The sequence below is a fragment of the Saccharothrix sp. NRRL B-16348 genome (assembly GCF_001280085.1).
Classification (GTDB): Bacteria; Actinomycetota; Actinomycetes; order Mycobacteriales; family Pseudonocardiaceae; genus Actinosynnema.
Map to the genome: position 1 here is coordinate 23,751 of NZ_LGED01000068.1, position 19,514 is coordinate 43,264.

26 protein-coding genes are annotated in these 19,514 nt (G+C 70.7%); 18 read left to right on the plus strand and 8 right to left on the minus strand.

Going from position 1 to position 19,514, the window contains the following annotated elements:
- Positions 1–36: 36 nt before the first annotated feature.
- The 6 genes from ADK67_RS09030 (at position 37) to ADK67_RS09055 (ending at position 4,578) form a co-directional block, all read left to right on the plus strand.
- Positions 37–429: a hypothetical protein gene (locus ADK67_RS09030; RefSeq protein ID WP_053715947.1), complete on the plus strand. Its 393-nt coding sequence runs from the start codon at positions 37–39 to the stop codon at positions 427–429.
- A gap of 40 nt (positions 430–469) precedes the next feature.
- Positions 470–790 carry a hypothetical protein gene (locus ADK67_RS09035; protein ID WP_053715948.1) on the plus strand — a complete coding sequence of 107 codons (321 nt, stop codon included), beginning with the start codon at positions 470–472 and terminating at the stop codon, positions 788–790.
- Positions 787–1,227, plus strand: a complete 441-nt coding sequence (locus ADK67_RS09040; protein ID WP_053715949.1) for a MerR family transcriptional regulator — start codon at positions 787–789, stop codon at positions 1,225–1,227. The genes ADK67_RS09035 and ADK67_RS09040 overlap by 4 nt, the downstream gene beginning before the upstream one ends.
- Positions 1,228–1,459: 232 nt before the next feature.
- Positions 1,460–2,680 (plus strand): cytochrome P450, encoded by a 1,221-nt coding sequence (locus ADK67_RS09045; RefSeq protein WP_197289348.1) that lies wholly within the window; start codon positions 1,460–1,462, stop codon positions 2,678–2,680.
- Between the two features lie 6 nt (positions 2,681–2,686).
- Positions 2,687–3,754 (plus strand): type III polyketide synthase, encoded by a 1,068-nt coding sequence (locus tag ADK67_RS09050; RefSeq protein WP_053715951.1) that lies wholly within the window; start codon positions 2,687–2,689, stop codon positions 3,752–3,754.
- Between the two features lie 23 nt (positions 3,755–3,777).
- A complete protein-coding gene (locus tag ADK67_RS09055) occupies positions 3,778–4,578 on the plus strand; it encodes an LLM class flavin-dependent oxidoreductase (protein WP_053716072.1) in 801 nt (266 codons plus the stop codon).
- Here the strand turns inward: ADK67_RS09055 and ADK67_RS09060 are convergent.
- Entirely contained in the window at positions 4,575–5,108 is a 534-nt protein-coding gene (locus tag ADK67_RS09060) for an AAA family ATPase (protein WP_053716073.1), read from the minus strand. The two genes, ADK67_RS09055 and ADK67_RS09060, sit on opposite strands and share 4 nt — an antisense overlap.
- Before the next feature lie 67 nt (positions 5,109–5,175).
- Between ADK67_RS09060 and ADK67_RS09065 the strand changes: the two genes are divergently transcribed.
- The gene (locus ADK67_RS09065) at positions 5,176–6,081 is read left to right on the plus strand and encodes an alpha/beta fold hydrolase (protein ID WP_053715952.1); all 906 of its coding nucleotides are present in this window, start codon (positions 5,176–5,178) and stop codon (positions 6,079–6,081) included.
- Here the strand turns inward: ADK67_RS09065 and ADK67_RS48170 are convergent.
- Both ADK67_RS48170 and ADK67_RS09070 read right to left on the minus strand, forming a co-directional pair.
- Positions 6,071–6,247 carry a DUF397 domain-containing protein gene (locus ADK67_RS48170; RefSeq protein ID WP_063797539.1) on the minus strand — a complete coding sequence of 59 codons (177 nt, stop codon included), beginning with the start codon at positions 6,245–6,247 and terminating at the stop codon, positions 6,071–6,073. The two genes, ADK67_RS09065 and ADK67_RS48170, sit on opposite strands and share 11 nt — an antisense overlap.
- Positions 6,244–7,107 (minus strand): helix-turn-helix domain-containing protein, encoded by an 864-nt coding sequence (locus tag ADK67_RS09070; protein WP_053715953.1) that lies wholly within the window; start codon positions 7,105–7,107, stop codon positions 6,244–6,246. The genes ADK67_RS48170 and ADK67_RS09070 overlap by 4 nt, the downstream gene beginning before the upstream one ends.
- 85 nt (positions 7,108–7,192) lie before the next feature.
- Here ADK67_RS09070 and ADK67_RS09075 point away from each other — a divergent pair, with 85 nt between their 5' ends.
- Positions 7,193–7,414 carry a hypothetical protein gene (locus tag ADK67_RS09075; RefSeq protein WP_053715954.1) on the plus strand — a complete coding sequence of 74 codons (222 nt, stop codon included), beginning with the start codon at positions 7,193–7,195 and terminating at the stop codon, positions 7,412–7,414.
- Here ADK67_RS09075 and ADK67_RS09080 read toward each other — a convergent pair.
- Positions 7,395–8,783 (minus strand): WS/DGAT/MGAT family O-acyltransferase, encoded by a 1,389-nt coding sequence (locus tag ADK67_RS09080; protein ID WP_053716074.1) that lies wholly within the window; start codon positions 8,781–8,783, stop codon positions 7,395–7,397. The two genes, ADK67_RS09075 and ADK67_RS09080, sit on opposite strands and share 20 nt — an antisense overlap.
- A 190-nt stretch (positions 8,784–8,973) precedes the next feature.
- On the opposite strand from ADK67_RS09080, the gene ADK67_RS09085 reads away from it, so the two are divergent.
- From ADK67_RS09085 to ADK67_RS50620, 6 genes are all read left to right on the plus strand, one after another.
- Complete coding sequence (locus ADK67_RS09085; RefSeq protein ID WP_157620027.1) at positions 8,974–9,819, plus strand: esterase/lipase family protein; 846 nt, start codon at positions 8,974–8,976, stop codon at positions 9,817–9,819.
- Between the two features lie 30 nt (positions 9,820–9,849).
- Complete coding sequence (locus ADK67_RS09090) at positions 9,850–11,082, plus strand: hypothetical protein (protein ID WP_157620028.1); 1,233 nt, start codon at positions 9,850–9,852, stop codon at positions 11,080–11,082.
- Positions 11,083–11,175: 93 nt separating this feature from the next.
- Positions 11,176–12,108, plus strand: coding sequence for a hypothetical protein (locus ADK67_RS09095; protein ID WP_053715956.1), 933 nt, complete (start codon positions 11,176–11,178; stop codon positions 12,106–12,108).
- A 206-nt stretch (positions 12,109–12,314) separates the two neighbouring features.
- Positions 12,315–12,956, plus strand: coding sequence for a hypothetical protein (locus ADK67_RS09100; RefSeq protein WP_157620029.1), 642 nt, complete (start codon positions 12,315–12,317; stop codon positions 12,954–12,956).
- Between the two features lie 46 nt (positions 12,957–13,002).
- A complete protein-coding gene (locus ADK67_RS09105) occupies positions 13,003–13,764 on the plus strand; it encodes an enoyl-CoA hydratase/isomerase family protein (RefSeq protein WP_053715958.1) in 762 nt (253 codons plus the stop codon).
- 28 nt (positions 13,765–13,792) lie between these two features.
- On the plus strand, positions 13,793–13,960 hold the full coding sequence (locus ADK67_RS50620) for a hypothetical protein (protein WP_157620030.1): 168 nt from the start codon (positions 13,793–13,795) through the stop codon (positions 13,958–13,960).
- 54 nt (positions 13,961–14,014) lie between these two features.
- On the opposite strand, the gene ADK67_RS09110 is transcribed toward ADK67_RS50620, so the two are convergent.
- The 3 genes from ADK67_RS09110 to ADK67_RS09120 are packed head-to-tail and all read right to left on the minus strand — an operon-like array spanning position 14,015 to position 15,485.
- On the minus strand, positions 14,015–14,299 hold the full coding sequence (locus tag ADK67_RS09110; protein WP_082403335.1) for a DUF4235 domain-containing protein: 285 nt from the start codon (positions 14,297–14,299) through the stop codon (positions 14,015–14,017).
- 2 nt (positions 14,300–14,301) lie between these two features.
- The gene (locus ADK67_RS09115; protein WP_053715959.1) at positions 14,302–14,964 is read right to left on the minus strand and encodes a DUF3618 domain-containing protein; all 663 of its coding nucleotides are present in this window, start codon (positions 14,962–14,964) and stop codon (positions 14,302–14,304) included.
- On the minus strand, positions 14,961–15,485 hold the full coding sequence (locus ADK67_RS09120; protein ID WP_082403321.1) for a phage holin family protein: 525 nt from the start codon (positions 15,483–15,485) through the stop codon (positions 14,961–14,963). Before ADK67_RS09120 ends, ADK67_RS09115 begins: the two co-directional genes overlap by 4 nt.
- Before the next feature lie 83 nt (positions 15,486–15,568).
- On the opposite strand from ADK67_RS09120, the gene ADK67_RS09125 reads away from it, so the two are divergent.
- The gene (locus ADK67_RS09125) at positions 15,569–16,495 is read left to right on the plus strand and encodes a YihY/virulence factor BrkB family protein (protein ID WP_053715960.1); all 927 of its coding nucleotides are present in this window, start codon (positions 15,569–15,571) and stop codon (positions 16,493–16,495) included.
- Positions 16,496–16,504: 9 nt separating this feature from the next.
- Here ADK67_RS09125 and trxA read toward each other — a convergent pair whose 3' ends face one another.
- Complete coding sequence (gene trxA, locus ADK67_RS09130; protein WP_053715961.1) at positions 16,505–16,867, minus strand: thioredoxin; 363 nt, start codon at positions 16,865–16,867, stop codon at positions 16,505–16,507.
- Positions 16,868–17,012: 145 nt separating this feature from the next.
- Between trxA and ADK67_RS09135 the strand changes: the two genes are divergently transcribed.
- Genes ADK67_RS09135 through ADK67_RS09145 form a run of 3 tightly spaced genes read left to right on the plus strand, consistent with a single transcriptional unit; the run spans position 17,013 to position 19,511 of the window.
- Entirely contained in the window at positions 17,013–17,915 is a 903-nt protein-coding gene (locus tag ADK67_RS09135; protein WP_053715962.1) for an ABC transporter substrate-binding protein, read from the plus strand.
- Entirely contained in the window at positions 17,905–18,756 is an 852-nt protein-coding gene (locus tag ADK67_RS09140) for an amino acid ABC transporter permease (RefSeq protein WP_053715963.1), read from the plus strand. The genes ADK67_RS09135 and ADK67_RS09140 overlap by 11 nt, the downstream gene beginning before the upstream one ends.
- The gene (locus ADK67_RS09145) at positions 18,753–19,511 is read left to right on the plus strand and encodes an amino acid ABC transporter ATP-binding protein (RefSeq protein WP_053715964.1); all 759 of its coding nucleotides are present in this window, start codon (positions 18,753–18,755) and stop codon (positions 19,509–19,511) included. Before ADK67_RS09140 ends, ADK67_RS09145 begins: the two co-directional genes overlap by 4 nt.
- Positions 19,512–19,514: the final 3 nt, after the last annotated feature.

The window sequence follows — 19,514 nt, forward strand, 5'->3', positions numbered from 1 at the left end:
CCGTGATCGACCGGGTGAGGAACCGTCCTCCCCGACATGACGAGGGGTGACGACGTGGTCGAGCCGAGGGACGAGGCGCTGCACGCCCGGATCCAGCAGCTGGAAGGCCGCGTCGAGCAGCTGACCGGACTGCTGGCCGAGCTGACCTCCGACAGGGACCGCCCGCCGCACGAGCCGCGCTTCCCGGCGGCCCTCGACACCGTCTACCAGGCCAAGACGTTCGGCTACGTCTCCGTGTACTTCACCACCGGCCGGACGGCGCGCGTGCGGCTGCTGGTCGGGCCCCAGAGCCCGCCCACCACCGTCGTCGCCCACATCCACGACGGCTTCCTGGGCGGCGTCGTGCGTCCCGGCGAGTTCTGGCTGGCCGCCACCCACAAGCCGGGGTTGAGAACCGGTTACGAGTGCGTCTTCACGCCCCTGTTCTGACCTTGCACCCGGTACCGAGGTACAGGCTTACCGTGGCGTCATGAGCACAGACGAGTGGGCGCCGACCGCGTGCACGCTGCCGACCGCCGAACGCCCGCTGCGGGAGGCGGAGTTCGACGGGCTGTTCACCACGGGCGACGTGGAGCGCCCGGACCCGACCCACCTGCGCGTCACCCTCGACCCGACGCCCGAGGTGGCGGCACGGGCGGCGGCGCTGGCCGTGCGCGAGACCGCGTGCTGCTCGTTCTTCGCGTTCGCCGTCGTGGCCGAGGCCGGGCAGGTGCGGCTGGACGTCTCCGTCACCAGCGAGCACGTCGACGTGCTCGACGCCCTGCAGCACCGGGCGGGTGAGGCGGCGTGACCGGGCTGCGCAGCGGCCAGCTCGCCGAGGCGGCCGGGGTGAACCACCAGACGTTGCGCTACTACGAGCGCCGGGGGCTGCTGTCCGAGCCGCCGCGGACGTCGGGCGGCCACCGCGTCTACCCGCCGGAAGCGCTCACCGTGCTGCGGATGATCAAGGCGGGGCAGCGGCTCGGGTTCACCCTGGAGGAGATCTCCGACCTGCTCGACGTGCGCCGCCGACGGCTCGGCTCGGGCCGTGAGCCGGGGTTGGCGGACCGGGTCGTGGCCAAGCTCGCCGAGGTGGAGGCCAGGATCGCCGACCTGGGCGTCATCCGCGACACCCTGCGCACCGCGCTCGACTTCGGCTGCGAAGACCTGGCCGCGTGCGCGCACGCGCCGTCCTGCCCGATCCCGTTCGCGGAGCCGGCCGACGACGCGAGCTGCGGCACGTGCTGACCTGCTTCGAACGGCTGCGCGGCACCGCGCCTGAGCTCCATGAAGGGCGGTTGAGTGCCTGAACGAGTGGAAAACGCCGGCTCGGAGAGTGAGCGCGCCGTCGGCCGCCGGTCCCCGAACCGGTGGGAGAACCGCGACAACTGGTGAACCCGCCCTCGGGCCGGGGCACGGCGGCACGGCGACGTGTTCGATGGAAAGGATGAGATCCGCCGCCGCAGAGAGGACTGTCGTGGTGAACGTCCGGACGCACGACCGCGAGGCCGTGCCGAGCTGTCCCTTCCGCCACGACGAGGCACTGGAACCGGACCCGTTCCTGACCCGGATGCGGACCGAGGCCCCGGTCGCCAAGGTCCGCCTGCCGTACGGCGAGGGCGACGCGTGGCTGGTGACGCGCCACAACGACGTCCGCGCGGTCACCTCGGACCGGAGGTTCAGCCGGGCCGCGCTGATCGGCCGGGACTTCCCGCGCATCACCCCGGCGCCCATCGCCCAGCGCGAGGCGATCAACCTGATGGACCCGCCGGCGCTCCACCGGGTCCGCAGGCTGGTCGCCAAGGCGTTCACCACACCCCAGGTCGAGGCGCTGCGACCGTGGGCGCGGCGGACCGTGGACGACCTGCTGGACGCCATGGTCGAGCACGGCCCGCCGGCGGACGTGGTCGAGCACCTGGCGGACCGGCTGCCCCTGATGACGATCTGCGAGCTGCTGGCGATCCCCGAACCCGACCGGCCGGCGCTGCGGCGGTGGGCGACGACCATGATGTCGATGAGCCCCGCCGACCGCGACGCCGCCGCCGACGCCAAGGCCCGGATGCGCGCCTACTTCGACCGGCTCACCGCCGCACGCCGCCGCGACCCGGGTGACGACCTGGTCAGCGCCCTCGCCACCGCCCGCGCGGGCGACGACGTGCTGACCGACGCGGAGCTGTCCGTGCTGACTATGCTCCTGGTCGTCACCGGCCACGACACCACCACGTACGAGATCGGCGACATCACGTACACGCTGCTCACGCACCCGGAGCACCTGGAGCGGCTGCGGTCGAGACCGGAGTCGCTGCCCCGGGCCATCGAGGAACTGCTGCGGTACATCCCGTTCCGCCAGGGCGTCGGCATCCCGCGCGTCGCGCTGGAGGACGTCGAGGTGGGCGGCGTGACGATCAAGGCGGGCGACGCGGTCCACGTGTCGTACCTGACCGCCAACCGCGACGGGCTCGCCTACGAGCGGCCCGACGAGCTCGACTTCGACCGCGAGCACACCGTGCCGCACCTGACGTTCGGCCACGGCAGCCACCACTGCCTGGGCTCCCACCTGGCCCGCATGGTCCTCCAAATGGCCGTGGGCGGGCTGCTGGCCCGGTTCCCGACCCTGCGGCTGGCCGTGCCGGCGCGGGACGTGCGGTGGAACACCGTCTCGATCTGGCGGTACCCGCTCGCGCTGCCCGTCACCTGGTAGGGACCGGTGGCCACGCTGTGCCGGCCCGCCATCGCGGTGCCCGAGCACCTCATCACGCGGGAGCAGACCCTGGCGCTGGCCAGGGTCCTGCACCGCGACCACCCGCAACTCGACCTCGCGTTGCGGCTCATCGGCAACACCGGCGTCCAGACCAGGCACATCCTCCAGCCGATCGAGGACACCCTGAAGCACCCCGGCTTCGCCGTGCGCAACGCGCTCTACGAGAAGGAGGCCAAGTCCCGGGTGCCGGACGTGGTGCGGCGGGCGCTGGACCACGCCGACCTGGCCGCCACCGACATCGACCTGATCGTGTACGTCTCGTGCACCGGTTTCATGATGCCGTCGATGACGGCCTGGCTGATCAACACGATGGGGTTCCGGTCGTCCACCCGGCAACTCCCGATCGCGCAGCTGGGCTGTGCCGCGGGCGGTGCGGCGATCAACCGGGCGCACGACTTCTGCACCGCCTACCCCCGGTCGAACGTGCTGATCGTGGCGTGCGAGTTCTGCTCGCTGCTGTACCAGCCGACGGACCTCAACGTCGGCAACCTGCTGTCCAACGGCCTGTTCGGCGACGCGCTGGGCGCCGCCGTGATGCGGGGCGAGGGTGGCTCGGGCGTGCGGATCGAGCGGAACAGCTCGCGCCTGGTGCCCGACACCGAGGACTGGATCGCCTACGAGGTACGCGACACCGGGTTCCACTTCCTGCTGGACAAGCGCGTGCCCGGCACGATGTCCGTGCTGGCGCCCGCCATGCGGGACATGGCCGAACCTCACGGCTGGGACATCGGCGGCCTCGACTTCTACATCGTGCACGCGGGCGGGCCGCGGATCCTGGACGACCTGGGCAAGCACCTGCGGCTGCCGCCGGAGACGTTCCGGTACAGCAGGATGACGCTCACCGACCGCGGCAACGTGGCCAGCGTCGTCATCCTCGACGCCCTGGAACGGCTGTTCGCCGACGGCGGGGCGGAGGACGGGGCCCGAGGTGTCATCGCCGGGTTCGGCCCCGGCATCACCGCGGAGGTCGCCCTCGGCACGTGGACCGCGTCCCGCTTCGCCGCGGTGACGTGATCGGCGTGTGGCACGCTGCCGGCATGCGTTGCGGGATCGTGCTGCCGTTCTTCGACGCGCCGGACGTGGCGTCGAGCGCGGCGTTGGCGGAGGAGTGCGGCTGGGACGGCGTGTTCCTGGCCGAGGCGGTGTGGGGTGTCGACGCGTGGGTGGCGTTGACGGCGGCGGCGATGCGCACGTCGTCGCTGCGGCTGGGCACGATGCTGACGCCGTTGCCCCGGTTCAAGCCGTGGGACGTGGCGTCCAGGGCGGCGACGCTGGACCGGTTGTCGGGTGGGCGCGTGCAGCTGTCGGTGGGGCTGGGCGCGCTGCACCCCGGCTGGACGGCGTTCGAGCGCGAGACCAGCCGGGCCGAGCGGGCGTTGCTGCTGGACGAGGGCTTGGCGGTGTACGACGGGCTGATGCGCGGTCAGCCGTTCTCGTTCCGCGGGCAGCGCTACGACGTGCGGGAAACGGACTTCTTCCCACCTCCGCCACCCGTGCAGCGGCCTCGGGTGCCGGTGTGGGTGGTGGGCGCGTTCGGCCGTCCCGCGTCGATGCGGCGCGCGGTGGCGTGGGACGGGCTGCTGCCGAACGTGATCGACGGCGGCGAGGCGCGCGGTCCGGCGGACCCGGCCGAGTTGGCGGCCGTGGTGGCGGAGGCGCGGGAGCTGCGCACGTCCCTCGGGCTGCCGTGGGACGGGTTCGACGTGATCGCCGAGGGCATGGCGTCCGACGTGGGGGCGTGGGCCGACGCGGGCGCGACCTGGTGGATCGAGTCGGACTGGGAGACCACCGTCGACGCCGTGCGGGACCGGATCGCCGCCGGGCCGCCGTCGGTCTAGAGCGCGGCCAGGACCTGGTCCGCCAGGTGCTCCGGGGTGTGCAGGTCGCCTCGGAGGACCAGCGTGTCCGCGGGCAGGGTGTCCCGTGCGGCGACGCAGCGGTCGACGTTGCGGAGGCGGAAGGCGCGGGCGTCGGCGTCGGCCTGGGGGTTGTGCGGGTCCAGGACCTGGGCGTTGATGCGGCGGCGCAGCTCGTCGGGCGGCACGTCGAGGAACACGTGCAGCAGGGGGACGTCCGCGGCGGCGAGGAGCTTGAAGATTTCCTCCCGGTAGGCCGTCTCGACCAGGGTCATCGGCGTGACGACGTGCCGTCCGTAATCACGGTGCAGGCCGATGGCGAGTTCGGCGGTCAGCTTGCGCCACAGCGGGATGTCCTGGAAGTCGCCGGTCTCCGGCGGCGGCGCGCTGAAGCGGAGCAGGAAACCGACGTGCTCGGGGTCGAACGACAGGGCGTCCGGCAGCCGCCGACCCAGCTCCTCGGCCAACGTCGTCTTGCCCGCGCCGAACGCACCGTTGATCCACACGATCATGTTCACCACATTAGGTGACTTCGGGCCCCTGTCCAGGCGGGGACACGTCCGGGACATACTGACCGGTATGACCACACTCGACCACTGGGGCGGGACGAGCCGGCACGTCGACCTGGACGGCGCTCCGGTGCACTACGTCGACTTCGGCGGCGAGGGACCGCCGATGGTGCTCGTGCACGGCCTGGGCGGCTCGCACCTCAACTGGTGCCTGCTCGCGCCCCACCTGGTCGACCGGTACCGCGTGCTGGCCGTCGACCTGGCCGGGTTCGGGCTCACCCACCCCGAGGGACGTGCCACGACGGTGCCCGCCAACGCGCGGCTGCTGGAGCGGTTCCTCGCCGAGGTGGTCGGCGAGCCCGCCGTGCTCGTCGGCAACTCGATGGGCGGGATGATCGCGATCCTGCACGCCGCCCGCCGTCCCGCGTCCGTGACCGCGCTGGCGCTGCTGGACCCGGCCGTGCCGCTGGCGCTGGGCGCACGGTTGGACCCGCAGGTGACGGCGGCGTTCGCGATGTACGCCGTGCCGGGGCTGGGGCAGTGGTTCCTGGCGAAGTCGCGGGCCGGAGTGTCGACGCGCCGGCAGGTGAAGCGGGTGCTGAACCTCGTGTGCGCGAACGCGAAGGCCGTGCCCGAGGAGATGGTCCTGGCGTCGATGTCGTTGCTGGAGCAGCGCGCCGAGATCCCGGGGCTGGACGAGGCGTTCCTGACGGCGGCGCGGTCGGTCGTGTGGACCGGCGCCACCCGGCGGCGGTACTACGCGGCGATGAGCAGGGTCCGCGTGCCCGTGTACCTGATGGCGGGCGACCAGGACCGCCTGGTCCCGGTGGCGTCGGCTCGGGAAGCGGCCCGCCGCAACCCGTCGTGGCGGTTCGACGTCCTGGCAGGCGTCGGCCACGTGCCGCAGCTGGAGGTGCCGGAGCTGGTGGCTTCGAGGATCAGGGACTGGCTGGAGACGTCGCGCCTCAGCGGTTGAGGAACTTCGTCCAGGCGGAGCGGGGGAACGACAGCACCGGACCGGTGGGGTTCTTCGAGTCGCGGACGTCGATCGCGTCGGGCACGAACCGGACCTCGACGCACGACGGGTTGTCCGCGCTGCGACTCGACTTGAACCAGTCACTGCGGTCGGTGCGGTCCTTCACTCAAGCTCCCTGCGGATCTGCTCGATCAGACCAAGCGATTCGGTCCGGCCGAGGGCGTAACCCAAGGCCTGGTCGTGGGCCAAATTGTACTCACGCATCCGCATCGGTTGATCAATCAGATCCGTGGACGTGATCGTCTCCTGCCACACCAACTCGGGCAACCGGCTGCTGGAGAAGCCGAAGATGTAGAAGTTCGAACCGCCGAGCGCGTTGTAGTAATCGGCGGAGAACGGGATGATCCGCACGTCGAGGGTGTCCGGCAGTTGCTCGATCTTGTCGGCCAGGTGTCGCAACTGCGCGGCCATCACCTCGCGCCCGCCGACCTGCTGCCTCAGCGCGGATTCGGTGATGAGCGCGGTGAGCCGGAGCGGGTCGTCCTTGTCGTCGAGCCGTTCCTGCCGCTTCATGCGCACCTCGACCCGGCGGTTGGCCTCGGCGAGGCGGATGCTCGGCCCACCTCCGTGCATGACGGCCAACGCGTATTCCTTGGTCTGGAGCAGTCCGCTGATCAGGCCCGCGTTGTAGGCGCGGATGGCCTCGGCACCGTGCTCGAAGCCGAAGTAGCGCAGCATGTCCGAGCTGAACATGGCGGAATAGGGACTCCACCAGGCGCGTTGGCCGGCCGCCTCGCGGAGTTCTTGCAGTTCCTCGATCTCCGCCTCGTCGAACTCGAGCACGGTGGCGAGTTCGGCCAGCTTGCGCGCGTTGATCTTGAGCTTCCCGTTCTCGACGCCCGAGATGTAGGACTGGCTCGTGTCGATGGCCTTCCCGGCCGACACGGCGGTGACGTCCATCAGCTCGCGGCGCTCGCGCAGCCGTAGACCCAACTCCCAGCCGGCTACAGACGGTGACATTGCCATGATTCATCACCCGATCGGGTTGTGCCACTTGCTAATATTACCGAAGCTCGGCACGATCATAACAGACGCGAAGTCAGGAGGCGTGATGGGTCGGGCCCAGGTGCACCTGTGGGCGCAGGTGCCGAGTGACGTGTGGATCAACTACGAGGTGGAGCCGGGAGGGGGTGCGGTGGTGTTCAAGATCGGTCAGGACGTGGAGCTGTACGTCGATCCCAAGGCCCTGACCAGGATCAGCGAGGTGGCGGCGGAGGCGGTCGAGCTGGCGGGCGCGGTGGCGGCCGATCAGCTCAGCTCGCGGTCGAGGTGACCAGTTCGTCGAAGCCCGCGCGGATGCCGTCGGCGAGCACCTGGACGTCCGGCACGCCGTCGAAGTCCGCGTTGATGCCGAAGGTGATCTGGTCGAGGTAGGAGAAGATGCCGACGCTGACGCGCATGGTGCTGGCGATCGGCACGTACGGGTAGATCTCGGACAGCCGCCTGCCCAGCATGAACAACGGGATGCGGGGGCCGGGCACGTTGGTCGTGACCGTCTGCAACAGCTGCTGGGGGAAGCGCATGGCGGTGCGCGACCCGAGCGCCAGGAGGGTGGGGGAGGCGAAGTTGGAGAGGTTCGTGAGCACGTCGGCGCCGGCCGCCTGACGGCTGCTCTTGAGGTCGTCCATCTGTTCCCGGATCGAGGCCAGTCGCGCCAACGGGTCCGGCTCACTGACAGGGAGGTTCACCAACACGGCACTGACCCGGTTGTTCAGCACGCCGCGCTCGGCGGACGACCGCATCGACACCGGCACCATGCTGCGCACCACCTGACCGTCGGCCAGGTCGTCGCGCTTGGCGAGCAGGTCGCGGAATCCGTGCGTCACCGCCGCGAGGATGACGTCGTTCACCGTGCCACCGGTGACCCGGCGGACGGCCTTGATCTCGGCGAGGTCCGCCCGTGCCCACACCCACCGCCGGTGTGGTCCGATCGGTCCGTTCAAGGTCTTCGGGGTGCCGGCGGCGAGCCGTCGGGCGGTCGTCGGCAGGCTGCCCAGCACGGCACGGCCGAAGTCCAGCACCTCCGAACCGCTGCGCAACCGCTTGGCCAGCGCCGGGAACTTGGCCAGGTTCGTGACGGGCGTCAGCACCGCGTCCCGCACGCCGTCCACGACGAGGTCCAGGGTCGACGGGCTGGCGGCCGGCTGCCACCGCACCGGCTCGGGCAGCGGCGCGTCCTCGCGCCAGTCCAGCAGCACCTGCATGAGGTCACTGCCCGCGATGCCGTCGATCAGGCAGTGGTGGACCTTGGAGATGATCGCCCACCGACCGTCTTCCAGGCCCTCGACCAACCAGACCTCCCACAACGGCTTGGCCAGGTCGAGTCGTTGCGCGAAGAGCCGTCCGGCGAGGTTGCGGAGCTGGTCGTCCGCGCCCGGCGACGGCACGGCGGTGTGCCGGACGTGGTACAGGATCTGGAAGTGCTCGTCGTCCACCCACACGGGCCGGCCGACGTGCAACGGCAACGCCTTCACCCGCTGCCGGTAGCGGGGCACGGTCCCCAACTTGGCCGCGAACAACCGCACCACATCGCCATACGACGGCGCCGGCCCCTCGAACACCAGGACCGACCCGACGTGCATGGGCACGTTCTCGTCCTCGATGAAGAAGAAACCCGCATCCATGGCACTCATCCGGTCCATCGCCAGACCGTAGGCCCGCACCAACCCAACGGTCCAGGACAGCCCTCCGACCACCACCCCTCCCCGCACCCACTGCCCTCCGCACCCACACGCCGCAAGAATCGATACTCACCGGTACTGGCGGAATCAACCGTGACGAAACATCATGGTTACCTGGGGTTCGCGCTCGACGCGGAGCGGGGGAGGGGCCATGTCAGCACTGCCGCACGTCCCACCGGACCACCCTGACCTGCGCGAAGAGCCTGCGGTCGAGTCGGTGGTCAAGTCTGCGGTCGAGGCTGCGGTCGACTCAGGTCCGGCGCCGGGACTGCTCTGGTACCTCACCGAACCGACCCGCACCGCCGTCGGCATCGGCCAGTTCGCGGCCACCCGTTCGTTGCTGCGGGCCGCCCCGAGCGGCGACGGCCACACCGTCCTGGTGCTGCCGGGTCTGGGCGCGACCGACGCCTCGACCGCGACGTTGCGCAAGTTCCTCACCGGCCTCGGCTACGACGTCCACGGCTGGGGTCTCGGCCTGAACATCGGCCCGTCGGTCGGCGTCGTGCGCGGTATGCGCGACCTGCTGCGGGAACTGGCCGTGAGCGGCAAGGTGGGCATCGTCGGCTGGTCGCTGGGCGGCATCTTCGCCCGCGAACTGGCCCGCGAACACCCCGGCATGGTCCGCCAGGTGATCACCCTGGGCAGCCCGTACGCCATGACGGACCTGCGCCAGACGAGGGTCAACCCGGTGTACCGACTGCTGGCGAGGTTCTACGTCGCGGGCGCCGACATGCCACCACCGGAACACACCCGCCCGCCCTTCCCGGTGCCGTCCACGTCGGTGTACTCGAAGTCGGACGGCATCGTCGCCTGGCAGACCTGCATCTCCACCCCGAACACCCGCCAGGAGAACGTCGCCGTCGCCTCCAGCCACCTCGGCTACGGCTACAACGCCACCGTCCTCTGGCTGATCGCCGACCGCCTCTCCCAACGCCACAACCGCTGGCGTCCCTTCGCCCCACCGCCAGGCATGTCCCGGATGTTCCCCGCCGCCTGAACCAGGCACCGGATGTTCTACGGTTCGCGCGTGTGGGATCGACTCGAACATGCCCAAGGCCCGGCGACCGACCTGGCCGACCTGCTGGCCCAGGTCCGCGCCGACGACTGGGACGCGGCGACGCTCTACGCCCTGGAACAGCGCCTGGTCGGTGACGCCGTCCACTCGGCCGCGCCCGTGGTCGTGCCGTTGCTGCTGGACGTGGTCGAGGACCCGGCCCTGCCGGACACCGGGTTGATGGTGTGGCTCATCGGCCGCATCGCCTGGGTCGCGCGCACCGCCCGGCCGGAGGCGATCGACCCGGCGTGGCCGGACGCGTGGGAACGGGCACTGCCCCGACTGCTCGCGCTGACCGACCACGACGACAGCTACGTCCGGGCCTGGGTGCCGAGCGCGTTGGCCGCGGCGGTCGACCAGGCCGACCTCGTCTGGCCCGTGCTGCGCGACCGCGTCCCGGTCGAGCCCGACGCGGAGGTGGCGGCCGCGCTCGTCCTGGCGGCCGGGTGGCTGGGCGTGCCGCAGGCGCGTGACTGGTTCGCCGGGCTGCTCGACGCGGACGCGGTCGTCGTGCGGATGGCGGCGGTACTCGGGCTGCGGCACTTGGGCGTCCCGATCGAGGAGGCGCAACTGCCGCTGCTGGTAGAGGGGTTCGTGAAGTCGTTCGAGCTGGACACCGTGTGGTGCGTTTCCGGACGTCGCACCACCGGTGTGCCGGGGCTCGCGCGGGAACTCGGCGACGACGTCCCGACGCTGCGGAAGATCCTGGTCTCCGTGATCGGACTTGACGACGTCCTGCTGCGCTACCACGTGATGATGCAGTCGGTCGACGTGCTGCACCCGTCGATGCTGCCGGCGATCGCCGCGTGGCTGACCGACCCCGACCCGCCGAACCGGTTCGTCGCCGGTTACCTGCCGGCCGCGGCGGGCACCGACGCCGCGCCGTACGCCGACGACATCGCCACGCGGCTGACGGACTGGCCGCCGTCCGCGCACGCCGCCATGGTGGCGCTCGCCGTCCTCGGTGACGAACGCGCCGTCGAGCCGCTCGTGCGGTGGCTGCCGGAAGGGCGCACGACGTTGGTCATGGCGGAGGGCGACTTCTGGACCCCGCCTCCGTTGGAGGAAGTCCTCATCGGAATGCGTGCGCACGCCGACGCGTTGCTGCCCGCCGTGCGGGAGCGGTTGGACAAGAGCGCCGACGAGGCGGAGAGTGCGGCGTTCCGAAGGGTTGTCGAGGCCTGGCAAGCACCTCAGCGGCAATGATCACCTGAATCACCCCTTGTGTTGACCACCGCTTCACCCCAGGGTTCAGCGCGGCCCGTTGGCTCCGACGGGCAACCCTGACGGAGGTGGAGCATGTTCCCTGCACGCAAGATCGCCGCGTCCCTGTTCGCGGCAGCCACGCTCTCGGTGTTCCTCACGACCCCCGCCCACGCGGCGACCGACGCGGAACTCGCGTTCCACTGGGCGCCGGTGCACTACCAGGACACCGACTCGTCCGACTACGACGCCGACTACCTGTCCACTGTGGACTTCGATGGCGAGTGGGACACGTTGGACAACTGGGAGGCGCAGGACGACTCGTTGGCGCGTCTCACCGGCGCCGCCTACTACTCGGTGGTGGAGACGTCGACGCACTGGTTCCTGGTCTACAGCTTCTACCACCCGCGTGACTGGGAGGACTTCGCCGACCCGTTCGAGCAGTTCACGCACGAGAACGACATGGAGGGCCTGCTGGCGACCGTGCGCAAGGACGGTTCGACGTTCGGCAGGCTCGAAGCCGTGATCACGGTGGCGCACAGCGACTTCTACTCGTACGTGCCGGCCGGCAGCACGTTCACCGCCGGCCGGGAGAACCTCGACGGCACGCTGCGGCTCCAGGGCACCCGGCCGACCACGCGCCAGGAAGCCAAGGGGCACGGCTTGTACGCGTGGAACGGCGCGGAGTTCCCGGGCGGTGACGGCGTGGTGTACGTGCCGAGCGCGACCGGCGAGGTGCCGTCGGGCGGCAACGACCGTTCGGTGGGCTACCGGCTCGTGGACACCTTCGCGGCCGGTGGCCTGTGGGCGCAGCGCAACAGCTCCACGACGTTCGCGAGCTGGGGCACGTTCCGCGGCGACAACGGCAAGAACAACGCCGCGAACAGCGCCTGGGGCTGGGACGACGCCAACGACGGCACCGACATCCCCCGCGGCCTCCTTGCCACCGACCCGGCCTACGTCGTCTCCGCCTACTTCGCCAACCGCGGCAACTTCAGCCTGACCTACACCCGCAACACCTACCGCTAACCCCGCGCGTGTCGAACCTCCAGGTCGCGCGTGTCCTACGTTCGCGTCGCGCGTGTCCTACGTTCAGAACAGGCGAGTTCAACGCTCAGAACAGTCGATCTTGTTCTGAGCGTTCAACTCGGGGTACGCGAACGTAGGACACGCGCGACCTGAACGTAGGACACGCGGGACCTGAGTGTTCGACACGCGCGGTTTAGGGTTTGGGGGTGGAGCAGGAGACGGGGCAGGGGCGAGTGGTGGTGGGGGCGTCGGTGGCACGGGTGGTCACGGAGGTGTTGGCGCCGTGGGTGTTGGTGTTGGGGTTGCCGCTGCTGGTGGCGTGGAGCGCCACGGGGAGCGTCGCGGAGAGCTTGTTGTGGGGCGCGGTGGTCGGGGTGACCGGGTCGGTGGTGCCGATGGCGGTCATCGTGCGAGGCGCGCGGCGGGGGAAGTGGGACGGGCACCACGTCACCAACCGCGAGGGACGGCTGGTGCCGCTGCTCGTGTGCGTGGCGTCGCTCGGTGTCGGCATCGCGGCGCTGGTGTTCGGTGGCGCGCCGCGCGCCATGGTCGCGCTGGCGCTGGCGATGTTCCTCAGCCTGCTGGCCTGCCTCACGGTGACGTTCACCCTCCCGGTGAACGGCGTGCGCGGCTGGAAGGTGTCCTTCCACGCGGCGGTCGCGGCCGGCGCGGTGGCCATCCTCGCGCTCACCTACGGCCCCTGGGTCCTCCTGGCCGCACCGCTGGTGGCGTTGGTGGCCTGGTCACGCGTCGTGCTCGGCGACCACACCACGGCACAGGTCACCGTCGGCACGGCACTGGGCGCGATCGTCGGCGGCACGGCGTTCTGGCTGCTCACGGGAGTGTGAGCGTGGTAACGCCCGGTCACGGCCGCCGGGGACTTACCCTCCGGTGATGACGCTGAGGCTCGACACCGCAGGCCCGGTGGCGACGTTGACGATCGACCGCCCGGCCAAGCGCAACGCCATGAGCTACGAGATGTGGTCGGCGCTGCCCGGCCTGCTCGCCCGAGTCGAGCACGACGACGACGTGCGCGTGCTGGTCGTCCGCGGCGGCGAGCACTTCTCGGCCGGCGCGGACATCAGCGAGTTCTCCACCCTCCGCAAGGGCGCGGACGGCGCCGCGAGGTACAGCGAGGCCGTGCACAACGGCGAACGCGCCATCGCCACCCTCGGCAAGCCGACCATCGCCGCCATCACGGGCTTCTGCATCGGCGGCGGCTGCGAGATCGCGCTGGCCTGCGACCTGCGGGTGGCGGCGGCCGACGCGCGGTTCGGCATCACGCCCGCCAAGCTCGGCATCGTCTACAACTTCACGTCCACCAAGCAGCTCGTCGACGTGGTCGGCCCGGCGTGGGCCAAGCAGATCCTGTTCAGCGGCGAGATCGTCGACGCGGCCACCGCACTGCGCGTCGGCCTGGTTAACGAGGTCCACCCGGCCGACGCCCTGGAGGCCAGGGTCAAGCAGCTGTCGGAGACCATCGCGGCACGCGCGCAGGTCAGCGTCCGCGGCGCGAAGCAGATCGTCAACCGGATCACGGACGGGCAGCACGACGAGGACGACGCCGTGCGTGCGCTGTACGACGAAGCCGTGCACAGCGAGGAGTACGCGGAGGGCGTGGCGGCGTTCCTGGAGAAGCGGACGCCGAGGTTCTGAACCTCGCCCACGCGGGTACCTCGACCGCATGACCGAACACCCGCTCGAAGGCGACCCGAACGACCCGGACCAGCACATCAACCCCGAACCGCCGCACTCGCCGGGCACGCCCGAGCCGCCCGACCTCGACGTGGACCCGAAGCAGTTCATCGGCGAGGGCGAGCGGCGCGGGGAGGAAGACGAACCGCCCTCCTAGGACACCGGAAGGGACTCCGGAAGCTCCGGAAAGCTCCTAAGCTCCTGAGAACGGTCAGTCGTCGTCGTACTTGTTCGTGTCACCGGGCCACTCGCCGGTGAGCTTGTCGTAGCCGGTCGCGCCGCCCCGGTCGATCACGGCCTTCACCAGACCGAAGATCGCGCCCTGGATGGACGCCGCCAGGAGCACCTCGCCCCACCCCCGGTCCTTCTGGGTCGGGGTCGGGGCCTCCTTCGTGCCGGTGATCAGCTTCCACACCTGCCCGAACAACGCGCTGGCGGCCAGACCGCCGAGCACGCCGAACAGCATGCCGAGGGGCCGGTACAGGAGCTTGTTCACGTTCACCGTCCCCTCCGCACGAGCCTCCACAGCACCAGCACGACCGCCGCGACACCGGCCGCGACCGCCGCCGGGTGCCTGCGGGCCTGCCGCACGCCCTGCTCGACGCGCTCCTGCACGGGCGGCGGCAGCGACTCGACCGCCTGCGCGGCCTTCGTGCCGACCTGCTCGGCCACCTCGCCGGCCTTGGCGCCGACCTGTCCCGCGACCTGCCCGGCCTTGTGGCTCACCTGGCCGGCGACCTCGCCGACCTGCCCGGCGACCTCGCTCGCCTTGTGGCTCACCTGCTCCGCCACCTCTCCCGCCTTGTGACCGACCTGGGTCGCCACGGCGCCCGCCTTCTCGCCGATCGCCGCGGCCTTCTCGCCGACGGCCGCACCGGCCACACCGGCCGCCGCGCCCGCCTTGCCGACCTGCTCGCCCGCCTTGTCGGTGGCGTGGCTCACCTTGGCGGTGGTCTTGCCCGCCGCCGCCGACACCGCCGCGTTGGCCCGCGTAGCGGTCTCCTTCACCTGTTCCACTCCTTCATGCGCCTTGTCCTTCACCCGCCCGGACACGTCGGTCTTGTGCACCAGCGCTTCCACGGTGTCGCCGAGTTCCCGCCGGGTCTGCTCGACGTCGGCGCGCAACTCGTCGGGGTCGGTGGGACCGTCCTTGCCGCTCATCGGTGTGCCCTCTCGCTCACGGTGGCGATGTCCTGCTTGACACCCGCCAGGGCCTCTTCCGGCACCGGCGGCGTGCCGCGTTGGAGCTGCTTGCGGCCGATCAGCGCGAGCACGCCCGCGACGACGAACACGGCCACCGCGACGACGAACGCCGCGATCCACGCCGGCATGACGGTGGCCAGCAGCAGCACCAGCCCCGCGAGCACCGTCATCAGACCGAACCAGGCCAGCACGCCCGCGCCGCCGAGCAGTCCGGCGCCGGTGCCGACGCGCTTGCCCTTCGTGCGCAGCTCGGCCGCGGCCAGCCGGATCTCGTCCCGGGCCAGCCTGCTCACCTGGTCGGACAGCCTGTTCACCAGTTCCGCGGTGGACGGTTCCCGCTCGGTGACGCGCGTGGCGGCACCCGCGGTCGCACCGGCGGTCGCGCCCGTGGCGACACCCGCGTCGGCGCCCGCGGTCGAACCCGCGGTGACCCGATCGGCGCCCAGGTCAGCCGGACGGGTGGCGGCGACGTGACTCATGGCCGTCTCCTCTCTCCACTCGCCCTCCGACTACCCGGAATCGCGCGGGTGTACGCACCGTGTCCGGGGGAAACCCGTCGCCCATGGCGCACGCACCGGAGGCGCCCACCCAGCTGCCGAAGCGCTCGTGGTGGGCCGTGCTGAAGCGGACGGTCAAGGAGTTCGACGACGACAACCTCACCGACTGGGCCGCCGCCCTCACCTACTACGCGGTGCTGTCGGTGTTCCCCGGCCTGCTGCTGCTGACCGCGTTGCTGGGGCTGCTCGGCCCGGACGCGACCAAGTCCATTGTGGACAGCCTGGACGCGCTGGGGCCCGGCGAGGCGAAGGACACCATCGCCGGGGCGCTGGAGAACCTGCGGAAGTCGCAGGCCAGCGGCCTGCTGGCGATCGTGGGCCTGGTGACGGCGCTCTGGTCGGCTTCCGGCTACGTCGGCGCGTTCATGCGCGCGGCGAACTCGATCTACGACGTGGAGGAGGGCAGGCCGTTCTGGAAGGTCGTCCCGCTGCGGCTGGGCCTGACCGTCGGCGTGGTGGTGCTGCTGGCGCTCACGGCGCTGGGCGTGACGCTCACCGGAGGCGTGGCCGAATGGCTCGGCGAGGTGCTCGGGCTGGGCTCGACGGTCGTCACGGCCTGGGACGTCGGCAAGTGGCCGGTGCTGTTCCTGCTCGCGAGCCTGGCGATCGGCCTGCTGTTCTGGGCCTCGCCGAACGTGCGGCAGCCCAGGTTCCTGTGGCTCACGCCGGGCGGCCTGCTGACCGTGGTGGTGTGGGTCGCCGCATCGCTGGGGTTCGCGTTCTACGTGGCGAACTTCGGTTCCTACAACAAGACCTACGGCTCACTGGCCGGTGTGATCATCTTCCTGGTCTGGCTGTGGATCTCGAACCTGGCCCTGCTGCTCGGCGCCGAGCTGGACGCCGAGCTGGAGCGGGGCAGGCGGATGGAGGCCGGGCAGCCCGAGGGGCGGGACCCGGTGGCCCCGCCCCGCGACACGGCTGCGCTGGACTGACCCGCGGGGTCAGGCCTGCTGCTCCGAGACCTGCTTGCGCACTTCTTCCATGTCGACCTTGCGCGCCTGCTCGATCAGGTCCTCGAGCGCCGACTCCGGCAGCGCGCCCGGCTGCGCGTAGAGCACGACGCCGTCGCGCACGATCATCAGGGTCGGGATCGACCGGATCTGGAACGCCGCGGCGAGCTGCTGCTGCGCCTCGGTGTCGACCTTGCCGAAGACGATGTCGGTGTGCTTCTGGGCGGACTTCTCGTAGGTCGGGGCGAACTGGACGCACGGCCCGCACCAGCCCGCCCAGAAGTCGACCAGGACCATCTCGGAGCCGCCGACAACCTCGTCGAAGTTCTCCGCGGTCAGCTCCACGGTGGCCATACGTCCTCCTTGCTGTGGACACGGGGGTTGCCCCCTTGTACCCGGACCAACGAAGGTCACTCCCCGACAATTCCCTTCAACCAACTGTGGACGCCTTCAACAGAACGTTGTAGTTTTCGGTTCACCCGAATGCAGGAGGTGTCCCGTGCGCAGGACCGCAGCCCTCGCCCTGTCCCTGTTCGCGCTGGTGGCGTGCGGTTCGCCCGCCGAGGACCCGGCGGCCGGGCCCGCCGACGACCTCCCGTCGACCTCGGCGATCGTGGAGGCCGTCACCAAGGACGACGCCCTGGCCGCGACCCTGCCGGACGCCATCGCCCAGGCGGGCAAGCTGCGCGTCGGCTCGAACATCCAGAACCCGCCGAACAACTTCTACGCCGCCGACGGCAAGACCCCGGTCGGCTCGGAGGTCGACCTGGTCAAGGCGCTCGGCGCGAAGCTGGGGCTGACCGTCGAGCACCAGGACATGGCGTTCGGCTCGCTCATCACGAGCCTCCAGGCCGGCCGGATCGACGTGACCATGGCCGCGATGAACGACACCCCGGAACGGCAGCAGGCCATCGACTTCGTCGACTACTTCACCTCGGGCATCACGATCATGGTGCAGAAGGGCAACCCGGCGGGCATCAAGAGCCCGGACGACCTGTGCGGCAAGTCCGTCGCGGTCAACCTCGGCTCCAGCCAGGAGACCTACGCCAAGCAGTTCCAGTGCCTGTCCGGCGACCCCATCGGGGTGACCGCCACGGACAGCGACACGCAGAACCAGAACCAGCTCCGCACCGGCCGCGTCGCCGCCATCCTGAACGACCTGCCCACCGCCGTCTACGTGGCCAAGACCGCGGGTGACGGCGAGTTCTTCGAGGTCGTGGACCTGGCGCCGATCAACGGCGGCCCGTACGGCATCGGCGTCAACAAGAACACGCCCGAGCTGAGCGCGGCGCTGCGCGGCGCGTTGCAGGCGCTGATCGACGACGGCACCTACGGCAAGATCCTCGAAGCCTGGGACGTCGAGCAGGGCGCGGTCACGAAGGCGACCGTCAATGGCCAGTGACGCCGTGGAAGCCGTGGACGAGGTGAAAGCCGTGGACGACCTGGTCGTCGTCCCCCTGCGGCACTGGGGGCGGTGGGTCGTCGGCGCGGTGATCCTGGCGCTCCTCGGCGCGCTCGGCTGGGCGCTGGCCGACGCGAAGATCGACTACGCCGCCGTGCCGGGCTTCTTCACCCACGACATCATGCTGCGCGGCCTGGTCAACACGGTGGTGCTGGCGTTGGCCGCGCAGGCGGGCGCGATCGTGCTCGGCGTGCTGATCGCGCTGCTGCGCCGGTCGGCCAACCCGGTCGCCCGCTGGTTCGCCGCCGGGTACGTGTGGCTGTTCCGGGGCCTGCCGGTGCTGCTGCAGATCCTGCTGTGGTTCAACCTGGCGCTGGTGTTCGAGAACATCTCCATCCCGGGGCTGTTCGAGGAGAAGACCAACGTCCTGGTGACGGCGTTCGTGGCGGCGCTGCTCGGCCTCGGCCTCAACGAGAGCGCGTACATGGCGGAGATCGTCCGGGCCGGGCTCAACAGCGTGGACCACGGCCAGGTCGAGGCGGCCAAGGCGATCGGCATGACGCCCGCGACCACGTTGCGGCGGGTCGTGCTGCCGCAGGCCATGCGGGTGATCATCCCGCCGACCGGCAACAACTTCATCAACATGCTCAAGGGCACGTCCATGGCGTCGGTCATCGGGTTCCTGGAGCTGATCCACGCGGCCAACAACATCGCCTCGCGCAACCTCCAGATCATGGAGACGCTGCTGGCCGCCGCCGCGTGGTACATGGTCGTGGTCAGCGTGGCGAGCGTCGGGCAGCACTTCCTGGAGCGCTACTACGGCAAGGGGGTGGCCCGGTGAGCCTCGTGCGGGCGGTGGGCGTGCGGAAGTCGTTCGGTCACACCGAGGTGCTGCGCGGCGTGGACCTCTCCGTGGACGCGGGCCAGGTGGTGTGCCTGCTCGGGCCGTCGGGCGCGGGCAAGTCGACGTTCCTGCGCTGCGTGAACCACCTGGAAACGATCGACGCGGGCCGGATCTGGGTCGACGGCCAGCCCGTCGGGTTCACCTCGCGCGGCGGGAAGCTGTTCGAGCTGCGCGAACGGGAGGTGGCGCGGCAGCGGCGGGGTGTGGGCATGGTGTTCCAGCGGTTCAACCTGTTCCCGCACCGCACGGCGGTGGAGAACGTCGCCGAAGGCCCGGTGCACGTGCTGCGGACGTCCCGGAAGGCGGCCGTGGACGAGGCGCGGGCGTTGCTCGACCGGGTCGGGCTGGCGGACAAGGCCGACTCCTACCCGCACCAGCTGTCCGGCGGCCAGCAGCAACGGGTGGCGATCGCGCGGGCGCTGGCCATGCGGCCGCAGCTCATGCTGTTCGACGAGCCGACCTCGGCGCTGGACCCGGAGCTGGTCGGAGAGGTGCTGGAGGTGATGGCGGACCTGGCCCGCGACGGCATGACCATGATCGTGGTCACGCACGAGATCGGGTTCGCCCGGCAGGTGGCCGACTCGGTGGTGTTCATGGTGGACGGCGCGGTGGTCGAGACCGGGCCGCCGGGTCAGGTGCTGGACAATCCGCGACAGCAACGCACGCAGCAGTTCCTCGCGAAGGTGCTCTAGGTG

Bases quoted from the DNA above. Each gene is read 5' to 3' on its own strand.
- ADK67_RS50620 (WP_157620030.1), top strand. From the start codon at position 13,793: ATGACCGAACACCCGCTCGAAGGCGACCCGAACGACCCGGACCAGCAC.
- ADK67_RS09060 (WP_053716073.1), bottom strand. From the start codon at position 5,108: ATGATCGTGTGGATCAACGGTGCGTTCGGCGCGGGCAAGACGACGTTG.
- ADK67_RS09055 (WP_053716072.1), top strand. From the start codon at position 3,778: ATGCGTTGCGGGATCGTGCTGCCGTTCTTCGACGCGCCGGACGTGGCG.
- ADK67_RS09115 (WP_053715959.1), bottom strand. From the start codon at position 14,964: ATGAGCGGCAAGGACGGTCCCACCGACCCCGACGAGTTGCGCGCCGAC.
- ADK67_RS09120 (WP_082403321.1), bottom strand. From the start codon at position 15,485: ATGAGTCACGTCGCCGCCACCCGTCCGGCTGACCTGGGCGCCGATCGG.
- trxA (WP_053715961.1), bottom strand. From the start codon at position 16,867: ATGGCCACCGTGGAGCTGACCGCGGAGAACTTCGACGAGGTTGTCGGC.
- ADK67_RS09030 (WP_053715947.1), top strand. From the start codon at position 37: ATGACGAGGGGTGACGACGTGGTCGAGCCGAGGGACGAGGCGCTGCAC.
- ADK67_RS09075 (WP_053715954.1), top strand. From the start codon at position 7,193: ATGGGTCGGGCCCAGGTGCACCTGTGGGCGCAGGTGCCGAGTGACGTG.
- ADK67_RS09035 (WP_053715948.1), top strand. From the start codon at position 470: ATGAGCACAGACGAGTGGGCGCCGACCGCGTGCACGCTGCCGACCGCC.
- ADK67_RS09125 (WP_053715960.1), top strand. From the start codon at position 15,569: ATGGCGCACGCACCGGAGGCGCCCACCCAGCTGCCGAAGCGCTCGTGG.
- ADK67_RS09140 (WP_053715963.1), top strand. From the start codon at position 17,905: ATGGCCAGTGACGCCGTGGAAGCCGTGGACGAGGTGAAAGCCGTGGAC.
- ADK67_RS09080 (WP_053716074.1), bottom strand. From the start codon at position 8,783: ATGGACCGGATGAGTGCCATGGATGCGGGTTTCTTCTTCATCGAGGAC.
- ADK67_RS09065 (WP_053715952.1), top strand. From the start codon at position 5,176: ATGACCACACTCGACCACTGGGGCGGGACGAGCCGGCACGTCGACCTG.
- ADK67_RS09095 (WP_053715956.1), top strand. From the start codon at position 11,176: ATGTTCCCTGCACGCAAGATCGCCGCGTCCCTGTTCGCGGCAGCCACG.
- ADK67_RS09105 (WP_053715958.1), top strand. From the start codon at position 13,003: ATGACGCTGAGGCTCGACACCGCAGGCCCGGTGGCGACGTTGACGATC.
- ADK67_RS09085 (WP_157620027.1), top strand. From the start codon at position 8,974: ATGTCAGCACTGCCGCACGTCCCACCGGACCACCCTGACCTGCGCGAA.
- ADK67_RS09070 (WP_053715953.1), bottom strand. From the start codon at position 7,107: ATGGCAATGTCACCGTCTGTAGCCGGCTGGGAGTTGGGTCTACGGCTG.